The following is a 15,177-nucleotide window of genomic DNA, read 5'->3' as shown; positions in this document are numbered from 1 at the left end:
ACCTGACCTGACCGGACCGGATTGGACCGTGCCGTGACCGACGCGATGCTCCGCCCCCCTGCGTCGACGAGCGAAGTCCTGTTCCCTCCACCTATGGCCCTCAGCGGGCCGTCCGTTCCTTCAGCGCCTCCCGCCACGCCGGGGCCGTCTCCGTCGCGTCCGCCGGTTCCCGGCGGCCGCCGTGGGCGAAGAAGTCCGCGAGCGGAAGGATCGCCGCGCCGACGGTGACGGCGTCCGGCCCGAGGGTGCCGAGGTCGATGCGTACGCGGGAGGCCGGGAAGGAGAGGGCGTAGGAGAGGGCGTACTCGCGCACCGTGTGCAGGAAGCGGGTGCCGAGCTGGAGGCCGGCCCAGCCTCCGACGAGAATCCGCTCGGGCTGGAAGAGGTTGATCAGGTCGGCGAACCCGGCTCCGAGATACTCGGCCGTCTCCTCCAGGACGGCCAGTGCCCTCGTGTCCGCCTCCGACTCCGGATCGGCCGGGTAGGCGGCGGCCAGCATCGACGTCAGGGCGGTCTCTTCGTCCGCGTCGGCCGGCGGCCGACCGCCCGCCTCGCGCCACCGCTCCAGGAGCGCCTCGGCGCCCGCGTACGCCTCCAGGCAGCCCTGGGCGCCGCAGCGGCAGCGGCGCCCCCGGACCCGTACGGTCAGATGGCCCCACTCCAGGGCCCGCCCGGTCCGCAGGTCGTCCGAGACGACCGAGGCGCCGACGCCGGAGCCGAAGAGCACCACCACCGCGTTGCGTACACCCCGCCCGGCCCCGAACCACATCTCGGCCTGGCCGAGGGTCTTGGCCCCGTTGTCGATGAAGTAGGGCACCGAGTCCGGCAGTGGCACGGACGTGCGGAGCAGGCGCTCCAGCGGGACGGCGTCCCAGCCGATGGTCTGCCCATGGACCACGGCGAGGCCATCCGGGTCCTGTACGACGATGCCGGGCACGCCGACGCCGACGCCGAGCAGACGACGGGGGTCGATGCCCGCTTGCCGGACGACCTCCTTGACGCCGTCGCGGACATGACCGACAACGACCCCGACCTCGTACCGGTCGATCTGACGAGGGCCCTGGGCCTCCAGTGGCATCTCCATGCGGGCGAGTTCGGTGAGCGCCATGTCCAGGAGCTCGACACGGACGCGGGTCTCGCCGACATCCACGCCGATCATGTAGGCGCTCTCCTGGGCGATCCGCAGCAGGGTGCGTGGGCGTCCGCCCGCCGAGTCGACACTGCCCGCCTCCTCGACCAGGCCCTCCGCGACGAGTTCGGTGACCACGTTGCTGATCGAGCCCGAGCTCAGTCCGGTCGCGGGCCCCAGCGAGAAGCGGCTCATCGGCCCGTCGAAATACAGCCGCTGCAATACCGCTGTGCGGTTCTCTCGCCGCAGGTCACGCACTGTCCGGCCACCGCGAACTGTCACCAAGCACCCTCTTCGCTAGCTCCTGACTCGCAACATACCCCTGTCCAGCCTCTTGACGCCACCTTCGCTTGAGGTTTAAATCACGATCTAAATTAAGTCGGGAGCGGGTTTCGGAGGTTGAACGCGGGACGTTGCGCCCTCTCCTCCCCGGCTTCCAGGACTCCATGAAAGGCCTCTGAAATCATGCGCAGGATCAGAGTCGCAGCTGCCGGTGCCGTCACCCTCTCCCTCGTCCTCACGGCGGCTGCCTGCGGAGGTGGCTCCACGAGCGGGTCGGGGTCCAACTCCCAGCCCAAGTCCCTCACCTACTGGGCGTCCAACCAGGGTGCGAGCATCGAGGTGGACAAGAAGGTCCTCCAGCCCGAACTCGACAAGTTCGAGAAGCAGACCGGCATAAAGGTGAAGCTGGAGGTCGTGCCCTGGGCCGACCTGCTCAACCGCATCCTCACGGCTACCACCTCGGGACAGGGCCCGGACATCCTCAACATCGGCAACACCTGGAGCGCGTCCCTCCAGTCCAGCGGCGCCCTGCTGCCCTGGGACGCGAAGAACTTCGAGGCCATCGGGGGCAAGGACCGCTTCGTCGAATCCGCTCTGGGCTCCACCGGCACCGACGGCCAGGACCCCGCCGCCGTTCCGCTCTACTCCATGGCCTACGCGCTCTACTACAACAAGAAGATGTTCAAGGACGCGGGCATCGAGAAGCCGCCGACGACTTGGGACGAGCTGGTCACCACCGGCAAGAAGCTGAGCAAGGACGGCAAGTCCGCCATCGGCGTCGAGGGCTCCAACCTCTCCAACAACATCCACCAGGTCTTCGTCCTCGGCAAGCAGCACGGCGCCGACTTCTTCACCTCCGACGGCAAGGCCGACTTCACCTCGGACGGAGCCGTCGCCGCCGTCAAGCAGTACGTCGACCTGATGGCCGCCGACAAGATCGTCGCCCCCGGCAACGCCGAGTACGCCCAGAACCAGTCCCTCAGCGACTTCGCCAAGAACAAGACGGCCATGGTTCTCTGGCAGACCGCTTCCGCCACGTTCAAGGCCCAGGGCATGAACGACGACGACTGGGGTGTCGCGGCGGCGCCGGTCCAGTCCGGCACACCGGGTCCCGGCAAGTCCACCAACTCCATGGTCGCCGGCATCAACATGGCGGTCTTCAAGAACACCAAGAACATCGACGGGGCCCTCAAGTTCGTGAAGTTCATGACCGGCGACACGGAGCAGCGGATCCTCAACAAGGCTTACGGCTCGATTCCGCCGGTCAAGATCGCCCAGCTGGACCCCGCCTTCGACGCACCCGCCCTGGGAGTTCTGCGCGACACGCTCCGCACCAGCGCCTCAGCCCTGCCGCAGGTCCCCGAAGAGTCCCAGTTCGAGACCGTTGTCGGAACTGCCGTCAAGGAACTCTTCGCCGACGCCGCCGCCGGCCGCCCCGTCACCACCGCCTCGGTCAGGGCCAAGCTCGAAAAGGCCCAGCAGCAGATGCCCAAGAAGTGAGCCCGACGCCCATCATGACGACCACCACCGCCATCGACACGACCGGCGGGCGGACCGGGCAGCAGGCCCTTCCCGGGACGGCGCCCCGCAGGCGCCGCCCCGGGCGGCTGCGGGCCATCGGTCTGCCGTACCTGCTTCTCCTGCCCGCCCTGGTCCTGGAACTCCTCGTACACCTGGTGCCGATGCTCATCGGCATCGTGATGAGCTTCAAGGAGCTCACCCAGTTCTACATCCGCGACTGGGGCACCGCCCCCTGGGCCGGACTGGACAACTACGCCGTCTCGGTCGACTTCGACGCCCCGGTCGGCGAGGCGCTGCTGAAGTCGTTCTTCACGACCTGCCTCTTCACTCTCTGCTCGGTCGGCCTGTGCTGGCTGCTGGGCACCGCCGCCGCGGTCTTCCTGCAGGAGACGTTCCGCGGCCGGGGCCTCTTGCGCGCGATCTTCCTCGTGCCGTACGCCCTGCCCGTCTACGCTGCCGTCATCACCTGGGCATTCATGTTCCAGCGCGACAACGGCCTCATCAACCACGTCCTTCACGACCAGCTCGGACTCACCGACGGCCTGCCGTTCTGGCTGATCGGGGACAACAGCTTCATCACCCTGCTCGTCGTCTCCGTGTGGAAGGGCTGGCCCTTCGCCTTCCTCACCACGATGGCCGGCCTCCAGAACATCCCCCGGGAGATCTACGAGGCCGCGGCCCTCGACGGCGCGGGCATGTGGCAGCAGATCCGCCGGATCACCCTGCCGTCACTGCGCTCCGTCAACCAGGTCCTCGTCCTGGTGCTGTTCCTCTGGACGTTCAACGACTTCAACACCCCCTTCGTCCTCTTCGGCAAGGCGGCCCCCGAGGCCGCCGACCTCATCTCCCTGCACATCTACCAGTCCTCGTTCCAGACCTGGAACTTCGGCACCGGTTCGGCCATGTCCGTGCTGCTCCTGCTGTTCCTGCTCGTCGTCACGGGCGTCTACCTGTTCGTCACCTCCCGGGGAAGGAAGGCCACCGATGTCTAGAAACGTCAGGCCGCGTTCGCCCATGGCGGCACCCCGCTCCTTCCTGTGGACCCGGCGCATCTTCCTGACCCTGCTCACCGGCTTCGTGCTGCTGCCGGTGTACGTGATGGTCTCCAGCTCCCTCAAGCCGCTGGAGGACGTCTCGGGGAAGTTCCAGTGGATTCCCTCCGGGCTGACCCTCACGCCGTACCGCGACATCTGGAAGACGGTCCCGCTCGCCGACTACTTCGTGAACTCGCTGGTCGTGGCGGGATCCGCGACCGTCTGTTCCGTCGTGATCGCGATCTTCGCCGCGTACGCGGTCAGCCGCTACTCCTTCCGCGGCAAACGGACCTTCACCGTGACCGTCCTCTCCACCCAGATGTTCCCCGGCATTCTCTTCCTGCTGCCGCTCTTCCTCATCTACGTCAACATCGGCAACGCCACCGGCATAGCGCTCTTCGGCTCGCGCGGCGGTCTGATCCTCACCTACATGACCTTCTCGCTGCCGTTCTCGATCTGGATGCTCATCGGCTACCTCGACTCGGTCCCGCGCGACCTCGACGAGGCCGCCAAGGTCGACGGCTGCGGCGCGCTCGGAGCGCTCTTCCGGGTCATCGTGCCCGCCGCGGTCCCCGGCATCGTCGCCGTCGCCGTCTACGCCTTCATGACAGCCTGGGGCGAGGTCCTCTTCGCCTCCGTCATGACCAACGACACCACCCGGACGCTCGCCGTCGGTCTTCAGGGCTACGCCACCCAGAACGACGTCTACTGGAACCAGGTGATGGCCGCCTCGCTCGTGGTGAGCGTGCCCGTCGTCGCCGGGTTCCTGCTGCTTCAGCGCTACCTCGTCACCGGCCTCACCGCAGGCGCGGTCAAGTGACGCCCATGAGCGGACTCCTCCTGCCTCTCCGAAAGGTTCCCCGTGTCCGATCCGATTGACCTTGCCGCATTTCCCCGCGACTTCGCCTGGGGGACGGCCACGTCCGCCTACCAGGTCGAGGGTGCCGTGGCCGAGGACGGCCGTGGCGCCTCCATCTGGGACACCTTCTCCCGCGTCCCGGGCGCGGTCGACAACGCCGACCACGGTGACACCGCCTGCGACCACTACCACCGCTGGCCCGAGGACATCGCCCTGATGAAGGGACTCGGCACCGACGCGTACCGGCTCTCCGTCGCCTGGCCCCGCGTCTTCCCCAGCGGCGACGGCCCCGTCAACAAGGCCGGACTCGACTTCTACGACCGGCTCGTCGACGGACTCCTCGACGCCGGAATCGCCCCCTCCGTGACCCTCTACCACTGGGACCTGCCGCAGGCGCTCCAGGACCGCGGCGGCTGGACCGTACGCGAGACCGCCGAACATCTCGCCGCCTACGCCTCCGTCGTCGCCGAACGGCTCGGCGACCGCGTCACCCAGTGGGCCACCCTCAACGAACCGCTCTGCTCCGGATGGATCGGCCACCTGGAAGGGCGGATGGCTCCCGGCCTGACCGATCTCACGGCCGCCGTCCGCGCCTCGTACCACCTCCTGCTCTCCCACGGCCTCGCCACGCAGGCCGTCCGCGCCGCGGCACCGGGCGCACGGATCGGCCTGGTCACCAACCACTCGACCGTCGCGCCCGCCTCGACGCGACCCGAGGACATCGAGGCGGCCGCCCGCATGGACGGCCACACCAACCGCTGGTGGCTCGACCCGGTGTACGGCCGCGGCTTCCCCGCCGACATGCGCGAGCTGTACGGGGTCGAGCTCCCCGAGCGGCCCGGTGACCCGGAGACGATCGGCGCCCCTCTCGACTGGCACGGCCTCAACTACTACTTCCCGGTCACGGTCTCCGACGACCCGGCGGGGCCCGTCCCGTACGCCCGCGAAGTGCGCCTCCCCGATGTGCCCCGCACCGGCATGGACTGGCAGATCGACGCCGACGGCCTGGAGACATTCCTGCTGCGTCTCACCGAGGACTACGGCGTGCGCCGCCTGTACGTCACCGAGAACGGCTCGGCCTTCCCCGACACCATCGGCCCCGACGGCCGGATCGACGACCCCGAGCGCACCCGCTACCTGGAGCAGCACCTCGCGGCCTGCGCCAGTGCCCTGCGCAAGGGTGTCCCGCTCGCCGGCTACTACGCATGGTCCCTGCTCGACAACTTCGAATGGGCCTACGGCTACGACAAGCGCTTCGGACTGGTCCACGTCGACTACGCCACGCAGAAGCGGACCATGAAGACGAGCGGGAGGCGGTACGCGGACATCATCCGCGCCCACCGGGAGGCCGCCGCCGACTGACCACGGAAGGGCCGAACACCCGACGGCCGTCCCTCGGCGACGAGAGAAGGTGCCTGGCATCGATGTCGAGGAAAGGCGCCGAGGTACCCGCCTCGTGGCGGGTACCCCGGTGTATTCAGTCTGTCCTTGCTCGTGAGCTTCTACGGATCCGGCGTAGCGCGTCGACGACGAACGAGGCGGAGCCCACCCCGAAGACGACGGCGAGCACGGTCTCGTGCTGGATGGCGAGTGCGACGACCAGGATGGCCGTCACAGTGGCCGCCACGACTTCGGCGGTCGACGCGAGACGGTGTCTCGCTCTCTCAGTCGGCTGTCTCAACACCGGCTCCAGATGGTCGGGGATGGGTATGCAGCTGGACCCGGAGCGTGTCACGCCAGAGACGACGGTCGTGCACTTGCCTCGAACCACCGCGGATCCGGCGACGGACCCGAAGTGTCAGAGGTATGCACGGGCCGCCACGACGGCGTACTTCCAGGGCTTCACCCAGCGCCCAAGCGATGTCCCGCGAATGGTGCGCCGAGTAGGATGCCTGGCATGACTTGGTGCGGTTGTCCGCATTTGGGCGGCCCTGATATGTAGTGGGCCTCGGATTTCATGGAGGCCGAGCGGTGCGGTTCGTCTGCCGGAACTTTGGACTGTCGGATCTGCCGCGGCGCGGTCTCGCCCCGCACGAGGCGCCGCTGGAGGTCCTTCTCCTCGACATCGAGGCAGAGCTGTCCATCTGGGAAGAGGGGAGGGCGGTGTGGTCCGAGGAGGCGTTTCCCGTGGCCGAGCTTGCGTACCACCTGGCGCTCTGGCTCCGGAGCCCGGCCGCCGGCCAGGAGGGTTTCGAGTTCGACTCGATGCAAGCGGATGCGGGACTGATCCGCATCATGAGCTCCGACGGAGGCTGGCGGATCGGCTCCAACTTCACGCCCGACTACTGGACCTCGCCCGTCGCCCGGGATGTTCTCGTGGCGGAGATCGAGCAGTTCGACCGCTCCGTGCGTGAGGGCGTCGCTGCGATGGGCATCGAGCCGTCCTTCATCCCAGAGGTCTGATGGCGCTTCCGTCCGGTTGGGACGGGATGATCACGATGTGGCTGGTGTGACCACGGCTTCAGAGCCGTCTTGGACAGGCCCGTTCACCGGGCTGGGCCCGCGCCGGTTCGTCAAACCGGTGACCGCGCTGCGGCGCGACGGAGCGGGCGCGATCCGCAAGGACACCGTACTCATCGCGGACGGCAGTTTGATGCCCACCCGGGACCACACAGTGGCGGAGCAGTCCAAGAACTACCGGCATTCCATCAATTGCCAGGGCGTCATCGCCGGCCGGCGGTGTCCAGACGCACCGTCCACCGGCGTCCCAGCCCCCGGACATCGCACGCGACCACCGTCGGTCCCGCTGCGTTGCACCGGACGCTGCGCGTCGCGGGCCGTCGCGGTGCCCCCTACGACGCTGCAACGGGCCCGCACCGCATGAGTTCCTGTACGCGGCCACGGTCGGGAGCCTGGCCGTCGGCAAAAGGTCCTCCGGCACACCGAACCTGCCTCGGTCATTGCACATCTTCATGTGCGCAGGCGCGCACTGACCTCGCGCGCCGATTCCTATGCGAGGGGAACGCGAAACTTCATGAAGAGCAAGCTGACCGCCGTGGCCCTTGCGGCCGTCGTCGTCGCCGGCACTGCCGCTGCCGCCAACCCGGCCTCGGCCGCCCCCGCCACGGCCGCGCCGACCCGCTGTCACACCGCCGACCTGAAGGCCGGCTTCGCCATGGGGGATGACGCGAAGCCCGAGATGGAGCAGACCAGGAAGCAGACTCAGGCGTACATCTGGTTCACCAACCGGAGCAATCGCACCTGCACCCTGTCCGGCTACGCCGGTGTCGACATGATCGGCGCTCAGAACACCGACGGCACCTGGTCGCTGGCGCGCTCCTCCAGGAAGCCCGAAAAGATGATCCTGAATCAGGGGGACACGGTGGACTTCAGCATCAACCTGCTCCCGGTGGCCAAGTCCACGCCGCAGAAGGAAAAGTTCGTTCCGGCGAAGTTCCTGGTCACTCCGCCGAACGAGACGAAGTTCTTCACCCTGAAGTGGCCTTTTGGCGGCCAGATCCTCAAGCAGGACGGCGCCACCCGCCCGGCCACCTACCTCAACCCGGTCGGGCTGTAGCCAACTGGACAGCCTCTGCGCCTCCCTTCGGCGTCGTTGGTGGCCACCGCAGGACTTCCGGAACGGGCTGAAGCCTCCGGGGGGTGCGGTGGTCACGTCCGACACACGGCACGCCCGGCCTTCCCGTCGGGGGCTGGAGGTTGGGCTTCCGGCATCAGCTCTTGAGGCCCCGTGAACAAACCGCGACCTCCAGCGGGAGATCCAGGAGGGCCTCGACGTCGGCTGGAGCTTCTTGCCGATGTCGAGCCGCTGATCCAGTCCGTCCCGGCAACGGGCGACCGGGACGTCGCCGTGCTCTGGTACGACATCCTGCGTGAGCAGGGCATCGAGGGGATCCTGTGGTCAGGGTTCGACACCGCCTGATGGGCTGGCGCGTGGCGGCCATGGAGCGGTCCGGCTGCTGCCCGTCCACAGCGGCGCGTGAGACAGTCGGCCCGGTGGTTCAGTTCTGAAGAGATGCGAGCCAGTCGGTCAGGAGACGGTTGATCTCTGAGGGACGTTCCTGCTGAATCCAGTGCCCGCAGCCGTTCAGGACGTGGGAGGAGACCAGTCCGGGGAGGGTGGCCGGATAGGCATCGATGGCGTCGGCCATCCAGGTCGTGGAGGCATCCAGCGCGCCCCCGATGAACAGGGACGGCTGTCTGATCGGGGCGCCGTAGTGTGGTGCGAGGTCCTCCCAGTCGCGGTCCATGTTGCGGTAACGATTGAGGGCCCCGGTCATACCGGTGCGCTCGAACTCCCCGGCGTACACGTCAAGGTCGTCCTCGCTCAGCCAGGCGGGGAGCGTGTTGGTGGGAAAGCGGTCACGCATCCGACCGTCGTTGCGGGTCACGAAGTGCGGGTCGGGCTCCCCCCGGGCGGGCATGGTGTCGGCGGACAGCGCCGCGTAGAAGCCCGCGAGCCAGCCCCGGACGTCCGGCTCCATCTCCGCCTCGGCGCGGCCTGGCTCCTGGAAGTACGAGACGTAGAACTCCTGCTCAGGGCCACCGATCTGACTGAAGAGGTCGGTGGGACGGGGGCCGCCCGGCGGGGCGTAGGGGACGCTCAACAGACCGACGGCGTGAAAGACCTCGGGGTAGAGCAGAGCGGAGGTCGCTGCGATGTTGGACCCCCAGTCGTGGCCGATGACCACTGCGGTCTCCTCACCCAAGGCGCGTACGAGGGCGACGTTGTCCTCCACCAGGTCGAGCATCCGGTAGGCCTTCGCAGCGGCGGGTTTGGAGGAGCGACCGTAGCCGCGCACGTCGAGCGCGACGGCCCGGAACCCGGCTGATGCGAGGGCCGGGAGCTGGTGGCGCCAGGAGTACCAGGACTCGGGGAAACCGTGGACAAGCAGGACCAGCGGTCCGGTGCCCTGCTCGACCAGGTGCAGTCGCCCGGCGGGTGTCTCGATGGTGCGGTGGCGTAGTCCGGCGGACGGCAGGGGCTGGTGCATGGGCTTCTCCTCGGGTCACGGGCGGCCGCGGTTGCACACTGATCATGCGACGGGGCGACCGCCCCACGCGATCAGCCTTGCCAATCTGGCAAACTTGCAGGACATGACGGTGAGGACGGCATGGGCAGAGAGAGGCGGACGACGATGACGGATGACGCCGTAGCCGACACGCTGGCGGCCATGGGCCCCCGGCTGCGGGCTGCGCGCGAGCAGCGCGGTGCCACGCTCACCGGCGTCAGCTGCGCGACCGGCATCTCGCTGAGCACGCTGTCGCGGATCGAGACCGGCCGGCGCAAGCCGACTCTGGAGGTGCTTCTGCAGCTGGCGAAGGCGTACGACGCCTCGCTGGACGAGCTGGCCGGCACCGCACCCGCCGCAGGGGCAAGCTCGCGCACCCCGGTGGCGCGGCGTTCCGGCGACAACAAGACGGTGCTTCCGCTGACCAAATACGTCGGGGGCCTGCACGCCCACAAGCACGTTCTGCCCGCTGTCGACGTACCGCCGACGCGGCCGCGGCAGGTCTCCCACGAAGGGTACGAATGGGTGTGCGTCTTGTACGGAAGACTGTGGCTGGCACTCGGCGAGCAGGACCTCGTCCTGGGCGCCGGGGACTTCGCCGAGTTCGACACACGCTCTGCCCACGGAGTTGCGAACGCCGGCCCCGGCGGACCGGTGGAATACCTGATCATGTTCGGGCCGCAAGGAGAGCGCCTGCGACGGCGCACCCCGCCGACAGCCGGGCGCGGGTAACAGCATCCGGAGCGCGGTGCGCAGCGCCGTCGGTGCGGGCTTTGACCGTTGACCGGGCGGCGTTGCGGAGCGCGCGTCCGCCGGTGACGGTCTCGTCCTTGGGTGTGCCGGCCGCGCACCCGGAGAGTGAGGCGCGGGCGGCGGCGTAGGCGTCGATGGGGTCTGACCTGCCGATACGGCGGCCTTCGGCGCGGTCGGGGCGGTTGACCTGGCCTGCTCGACACCGAACCGATCGGCGTCCGTACGCTGATCGCCTGGATCAGGACCCACGGCCCGCCGCGCCGGGTCCGGGCTCGGTCAGGAGTCGCACGGCTCCGGCTGTCGGTGTCACCAGCCTGCGTGCCCGCCGCCGTGGTGGCCGGTGCCGTGGTGGCCTGCGCCGCCCTCGGACCAACTGCCCGGGTCCAGATTGTGGCCGATGCCGTGGCCGCCGGTGGTGAAGTCGGCGTAGAGGTCACGGAGCTCGCCGAGGAGTTGGCGGGTGAGAACATCGGCGCCGGCGGTCAGTGCCGCAGCGAGTTCCTCGTCGGCCACCGGGGCCGCTTCGGCGGTTGCGGGGGCGAGACGGCGGGTTGTGGCGAGGGCGGCCATACGGCGGCGGTCGGTGATGCCGCGCAGTCCTGGATAGGCGGCAGCGGCGAGGCGCGCGGCCTGGACGAGCACGGCGAGGGTGAGGTCGTGGTCGGCGGTGGACCTTGCGGAGCCGGAGCGGACCACGCTGTCGAGGCGGGTCAGCACTGCCCGGCGGCGCGGCAGGTCAACAGAGAGAATGTCGTGGCGGGTACGGCCGCTGGAGTCGCGCCACCTACGCACACGGACCGCCTTCTGGTCCTGCAGCCGGGAGAGGTACTCGACGGTCAGGGAGCGCGGTGTCCGGCGCAGCCAGTCCTTGAGGTCGGGCGGGGGAGCAGCCGCGCCGAGAGTGTGCAGGACGTTGCTCAGGCGGCGGTCCTCGACGGGCCGGGGGTCCACCACTTCGATCCGCCGGGGCCCGACGGCGATCCGTCCGGCCAGGCCCAGATCCGCCAACTCCGAGGCCCGCAGGGCGAACCGGATCCGGTCCCCGCCCCGTATCCGTATGCGCCGCCTGCCCGGCACTATCGCGAGCAGGAGCAGTTCGTCCCCCATGGTCATACGTGCCAGCGTAGGCGCGGCCTGCCGCGAAGGGGAGCACTCAGCACTCCGCGGACCTACCGAGCCGGCTTCCCCGACCGGCCATGCCCTGCGTCCTTCGGCATGGTTGAACTGCCCGGAACGGGAGAGGAGATGGACACGCACACGTCTTGACGGGTGGCCGCCCCCGCACGCACCGTTGCTGAGCCGTTCTTTCCAAGGGGGGTACGTGAACAGCAAGTTGCTCGGTGCGTGTACGGGTCTGGCCCTCTTCGCCGTGGTGGGTGCCTTGCCGGTGCCCGCCGCCTCCGAACCGCGGCCGGCGCCGACGCGTGCCCTGCCGCTGGGCGCCGTCGGCTTGACCGAGACCCGCAGCACGCGGACCTTGCAGCCCGGTGTCACCCTCACGCGGATCGTGCGCGGTACCGACGCCGCGGCGCTCGCGTGGACGGTCGAGGTCTCCATCCCGGGCGGTGCCACCTCGCCGGACCCCGACGCGCCGCCGACGGCGCTGAAGGACCGGGCGAGCGCCGACGAGCTGGCCGGCGACCTGCGGGAGGACGGCTTCGAGGCCCGGGTCGAGGAGGTCACGACTCCGGCGGTCGCCGACTACGCCGGTGGAACGCTTGGATGGCGGGTCCGGGTCGGACGGTTCGACTCGCAGTCCACCGGGACGGCGGAGCGCACCCGGCTGAGCGGAGCCGGATACACGGGGTCCGTCGTGTACACCGGCTGGGACGGGAACCCGGCGGACCGCGGTCCGTGGCGGATCGACGTACTCACCATCGACCCGCACCGCTTCCGCGGCGAGCTCACGGCATCGTACGGCTCCGATCTGGAGAACCGCGAGAGGACCAGCGAGCTGGCGGCCGTCGCCGGCGCGACCGCGGCGGTCAACGGCGGGTTCTTCGTCCTCGACCCGAGCGCCGGAGCACCGGGCGATCCGGCCGGCGTCGGCGTCTACGACGGCCGGCTGCTGAGCGAGCCGGTGAACGGGCGCCCCGGCCTGGTGATACGCGACTCCGGCCGGCACAGCGGGATCGTCCGGCTCACCTGGAAGGGACGGGTCATCGGCCGGGGCGCGTCGCGACCCCTGGACGGTGTCGACCGCGTACCGGGCTTGATCAGGAACTGCGGCGGCACCGCCGACGACACCCCGACCCGGCTGCCGCTGCACGACGTGACCTGCACCGACCGCGACGAACTCGTGGCGTTCACACCGGACTACGGGCGGCGGACGCCACAGGGAGACGGCCTGGAGGCCGTACTGGACGCCCGCGGGCGGGTCCTCGAACTCCGCTCACCGCGCGGCGGACCACTGCCGGCCGAGGGCAGCTCCGTGCAGGCGACGGGCACACGCGTCGCCGAGCTGGCCGCACTCGCACAGGTCGGCCGACCCCTGCGCATCGAGGGGACGTTGCGGGACGGCAGCGGTCGCACGGTCTCCCCGTCACCGGCGACCGACATCGTCAATGGCGGCCCCGAACTGGTCCGCGACGGACGGCTGCACATCACGCCCGCCACCGACGGAATGGTGCAGCCGGGCAACGAGAGCTTCTACTACGGCTGGGTGCACAAGCGCAACCCACGCACGCTGGCCGGGGTGGACGCCGCCGGCAGGACCGTGTTCGTCACCGCCGACGGACGCAGCACGGCCGCGCTCGGGCTGACCATCCCCGAGAGCGCCGCCGTCGCCAGAGCACTCGGCCTGCGCGACGCGGTCAACCTCGACGGCGGCGGGTCGACCACGACGGTGGTCGACGGAGAAGTGATCAACAACCCGTCCGACGCGGCCGGTGAACGCCCTGTCGGGGATGCACTGCTGATCCTGCCGGACCGGGGCTGAGCCGGCCCGGTCCGAGAACACCGCAGCCATCGACCACCGACCGCCGGGAGCCGCCATGACCGCCGTCCCGATCCACCGATCGCGCTTCCTGTTCTTCCTTGCCGCGCTGCTGCTCGCCGTCGCAACGACCCCGCCGGCGCTCGCCACCGCTTCGGTAATGTCACCTGCCCGGGAAGTGGACGGGGCCGGGGTTCCGTCCCGGGGCGCCGAGGTCGTCGCGGTCACCCGGGTCGCCGACCGGCAGGTCGACCTGTCGGTGCGTTCACCGGCCCTCGGCGGCCGGACGGTGAACGTACGCCTGCTCACACCCGATGGCTGGGACCCGGGCGACCGCAGCCGGCGCTGGCCGACGCTCTGGCTGCTGCACGGCTGCTGCGGCGACTACACGTCATGGACCGCTCGCACCGACATCGCGCGGACCGACAGCCTGCGCGACGTCCTCGTGGTCATGCCGGAGGCCGGCTGGAACGGCTGGTACAGCGACTGGTGGAACTACGGCCAGGGCGGTGACCCGGCATGGGAGACCTTCCACACCAAGGAACTGCGCCTGCTCCTGGAGCACGGCTGGGGGGCCGGCGGGAACCGCGTCGTGGCGGGACTCTCGATGGGCGGCCAGGGCGCCCTGCTGTACGCCGCCCGGCATCCCGGGCTGTTCAAGGCGGCCGCCGCGTACTCCGGTTCCGTGCACCCGCTGCTCGACGACGAGTCGGCCAACCGCATCATGGGGTTCTTCGCCGGCCAGGGCAACGACCCGCTGAGGGTCTGGGGCGACCCCGTCGCGCAACGTGACGTCTGGGCGGCCCACGACCCCTTCCACCTGGCCAAGCGCCTCACGTCGCTCCCCGTGTACCTGTCGTGCGGCGACGGCACCACCGGCCCCCTGGACCCGCCGGGCACCGTGAGCGAACTCGAGGCGGACTTCAACAGACAGAACCAAGCCCTCGCGAGCGAACTCGAACGCAAGGGCGCGAAGCATGTGACCACCAACTTCTACGGACCGGGGACGCACGGCTGGCCCTACTGGCAGCGTGAGCTGCACTCCTCGCTACCGATGCTCCTCCAGGCCCTGAGAACCCACAGCTGACCGGCCGCGTGCCGGGATCACGCACCCGGGGACGGATATCCCACCCGAGGGCCGGCTTCTCCTGTGGGATTCGGCGGCGTGACCTCAGCCCCCGGACCCGCCGGACATCCCGGCGCCCGCGTACACGTGGCTCGCGAACTCGGCGATCTGCTCGTCGCTCAGATTCCTCGCAAGATTCGCCTCCGTGATCATGCCGACCAGTCGGTGGCCGCCCTGGACATCGATCACCGGCAACCGCTTGATCTGGTGTTCCTCCATGGTCGCCAGGACATCGCCGGCATCCGCTTCGGCGTCGATCCAGTGAACCTTGCCCATGAGCGATCCGGCCTGCACGGTTGCCGGGTCGATGCCCTCGGCGCAGCATTTGACGACGATGTCACGGTCGGTGATCAAGCCTGTGAGTCTGTTGTTGTCGCCGCAGATCGGCAGGCAGCCCACGTTCAGATCGCGCATCGTCTTCGCCACGTCGAACAACGACTGGTGCGCACCGACGCACTGCACGCCACCGGACATGATGTCTCGCGCCCGCAGTTTCTCGGTCATGATTTCCTCCCGTTCCGAAAGCGCCGCCTCCTCCGACATCGATCACAACACGAATGGCCCAGCA

General features: G+C 69.4%; 15 protein-coding genes and 1 pseudogene. 11 read left to right on the top strand and 5 right to left on the bottom strand.

Features of this window, described 5'->3' with window-relative positions; all coding sequences use genetic code 11:
• Positions 1–100: 100 nt before the first annotated feature.
• Complete coding sequence (locus tag ACWCPY_RS34345) at positions 101–1,411, bottom strand: ROK family protein (RefSeq protein ID WP_451271664.1); 1,311 nt, start codon at positions 1,409–1,411, stop codon at positions 101–103.
• A gap of 183 nt (positions 1,412–1,594) precedes the next feature.
• Between ACWCPY_RS34345 and ACWCPY_RS34340 the strand changes: the two genes are divergently transcribed.
• Genes ACWCPY_RS34340 through ACWCPY_RS34325 form a run of 4 tightly spaced genes read left to right on the top strand, consistent with a single transcriptional unit; the run spans position 1,595 to position 6,187 of the window.
• A complete protein-coding gene (locus ACWCPY_RS34340; protein ID WP_451271662.1) occupies positions 1,595–2,911 on the top strand; it encodes an ABC transporter substrate-binding protein in 1,317 nt (438 codons plus the stop codon).
• 14 nt (positions 2,912–2,925) lie between these two features.
• The gene (locus ACWCPY_RS34335) at positions 2,926–3,924 is read left to right on the top strand and encodes a carbohydrate ABC transporter permease (protein WP_451271660.1); all 999 of its coding nucleotides are present in this window, start codon (positions 2,926–2,928) and stop codon (positions 3,922–3,924) included.
• 22 nt (positions 3,925–3,946) lie between these two features.
• Positions 3,947–4,786, top strand: a complete 840-nt coding sequence (locus ACWCPY_RS34330; RefSeq protein WP_451271684.1) for a carbohydrate ABC transporter permease — start codon at positions 3,947–3,949, stop codon at positions 4,784–4,786.
• Between the two features lie 42 nt (positions 4,787–4,828).
• Positions 4,829–6,187: a GH1 family beta-glucosidase gene (locus ACWCPY_RS34325; protein WP_451271658.1), complete on the top strand. Its 1,359-nt coding sequence runs from the start codon at positions 4,829–4,831 to the stop codon at positions 6,185–6,187.
• A 115-nt stretch (positions 6,188–6,302) separates the two neighbouring features.
• Here ACWCPY_RS34325 and ACWCPY_RS34320 read toward each other — a convergent pair whose 3' ends face one another.
• Complete coding sequence (locus ACWCPY_RS34320) at positions 6,303–6,452, bottom strand: hypothetical protein (RefSeq protein WP_451271656.1); 150 nt, start codon at positions 6,450–6,452, stop codon at positions 6,303–6,305.
• Between the two features lie 344 nt (positions 6,453–6,796).
• Here ACWCPY_RS34320 and ACWCPY_RS34315 point away from each other — a divergent pair, with 344 nt between their 5' ends.
• The 4 genes and pseudogenes from ACWCPY_RS34315 (at position 6,797) to ACWCPY_RS34300 (ending at position 8,705) form a co-directional block, all read left to right on the top strand.
• Positions 6,797–7,228, top strand: a complete 432-nt coding sequence (locus ACWCPY_RS34315) for a DUF7878 domain-containing protein (RefSeq protein WP_451271654.1) — start codon at positions 6,797–6,799, stop codon at positions 7,226–7,228.
• A 37-nt stretch (positions 7,229–7,265) separates the two neighbouring features.
• A pseudogene (locus tag ACWCPY_RS34310) lies at positions 7,266–7,493 on the top strand (IS5/IS1182 family transposase); the annotation flags it as partial.
• Between the two features lie 306 nt (positions 7,494–7,799).
• Positions 7,800–8,342: a DUF4232 domain-containing protein gene (locus ACWCPY_RS34305; protein ID WP_451271652.1), complete on the top strand. Its 543-nt coding sequence runs from the start codon at positions 7,800–7,802 to the stop codon at positions 8,340–8,342.
• Positions 8,343–8,513: 171 nt separating this feature from the next.
• On the top strand, positions 8,514–8,705 hold the full coding sequence (locus ACWCPY_RS34300; protein ID WP_451271650.1) for a hypothetical protein: 192 nt from the start codon (positions 8,514–8,516) through the stop codon (positions 8,703–8,705).
• A 79-nt stretch (positions 8,706–8,784) separates the two neighbouring features.
• Here the strand turns inward: ACWCPY_RS34300 and ACWCPY_RS34295 are convergent, their stop codons facing one another.
• On the bottom strand, positions 8,785–9,777 hold the full coding sequence (locus ACWCPY_RS34295) for an alpha/beta fold hydrolase (protein WP_451271648.1): 993 nt from the start codon (positions 9,775–9,777) through the stop codon (positions 8,785–8,787).
• A 144-nt stretch (positions 9,778–9,921) separates the two neighbouring features.
• Here ACWCPY_RS34295 and ACWCPY_RS34290 point away from each other — a divergent pair, with 144 nt between their 5' ends.
• The gene (locus ACWCPY_RS34290) at positions 9,922–10,527 is read left to right on the top strand and encodes a helix-turn-helix domain-containing protein (protein WP_451271646.1); all 606 of its coding nucleotides are present in this window, start codon (positions 9,922–9,924) and stop codon (positions 10,525–10,527) included.
• Positions 10,528–10,854: 327 nt separating this feature from the next.
• On the opposite strand, the gene ACWCPY_RS34285 is transcribed toward ACWCPY_RS34290, so the two are convergent.
• Entirely contained in the window at positions 10,855–11,661 is an 807-nt protein-coding gene (locus ACWCPY_RS34285) for a GOLPH3/VPS74 family protein (protein ID WP_451271644.1), read from the bottom strand.
• Positions 11,662–11,869: 208 nt separating this feature from the next.
• Between ACWCPY_RS34285 and ACWCPY_RS34280 the strand changes: the two genes are divergently transcribed.
• Together ACWCPY_RS34280 and ACWCPY_RS34275 are read left to right on the top strand one after the other, a co-directional pair.
• Complete coding sequence (locus ACWCPY_RS34280) at positions 11,870–13,486, top strand: phosphodiester glycosidase family protein (RefSeq protein WP_451271642.1); 1,617 nt, start codon at positions 11,870–11,872, stop codon at positions 13,484–13,486.
• Between the two features lie 55 nt (positions 13,487–13,541).
• Positions 13,542–14,570, top strand: coding sequence for an alpha/beta hydrolase (locus ACWCPY_RS34275; RefSeq protein ID WP_451271640.1), 1,029 nt, complete (start codon positions 13,542–13,544; stop codon positions 14,568–14,570).
• An 84-nt stretch (positions 14,571–14,654) separates the two neighbouring features.
• Here the strand turns inward: ACWCPY_RS34275 and ACWCPY_RS34270 are convergent, their stop codons facing one another.
• Positions 14,655–15,113, bottom strand: a complete 459-nt coding sequence (locus tag ACWCPY_RS34270; RefSeq protein WP_451271638.1) for a CBS domain-containing protein — start codon at positions 15,111–15,113, stop codon at positions 14,655–14,657.
• Positions 15,114–15,177 lie beyond the last annotated feature (64 nt).

This window comes from Streptomyces sp. NPDC002403 (genome assembly GCF_053593015.1).
The sequence above is the reverse complement of the archived record's forward strand: the minus strand, read 5'-3'. Positions and strand labels throughout refer to the sequence as shown.

Coding starts and splice junctions, on each gene's coding strand:
- ACWCPY_RS34285 (WP_451271644.1), bottom strand. CDS start 11,661: ATGACCATGGGGGACGAACTGCTCCTGCTCGCGATAGTGCCGGGCAGG.
- ACWCPY_RS34330 (WP_451271684.1), top strand. CDS start 3,947: ATGGCGGCACCCCGCTCCTTCCTGTGGACCCGGCGCATCTTCCTGACC.
- ACWCPY_RS34305 (WP_451271652.1), top strand. CDS start 7,800: ATGAAGAGCAAGCTGACCGCCGTGGCCCTTGCGGCCGTCGTCGTCGCC.
- ACWCPY_RS34340 (WP_451271662.1), top strand. CDS start 1,595: ATGCGCAGGATCAGAGTCGCAGCTGCCGGTGCCGTCACCCTCTCCCTC.
- ACWCPY_RS34295 (WP_451271648.1), bottom strand. CDS start 9,777: ATGCACCAGCCCCTGCCGTCCGCCGGACTACGCCACCGCACCATCGAG.
- ACWCPY_RS34270 (WP_451271638.1), bottom strand. CDS start 15,113: ATGACCGAGAAACTGCGGGCGCGAGACATCATGTCCGGTGGCGTGCAG.
- ACWCPY_RS34335 (WP_451271660.1), top strand. CDS start 2,926: ATGACGACCACCACCGCCATCGACACGACCGGCGGGCGGACCGGGCAG.
- ACWCPY_RS34275 (WP_451271640.1), top strand. CDS start 13,542: ATGACCGCCGTCCCGATCCACCGATCGCGCTTCCTGTTCTTCCTTGCC.
- ACWCPY_RS34290 (WP_451271646.1), top strand. CDS start 9,922: ATGACGGATGACGCCGTAGCCGACACGCTGGCGGCCATGGGCCCCCGG.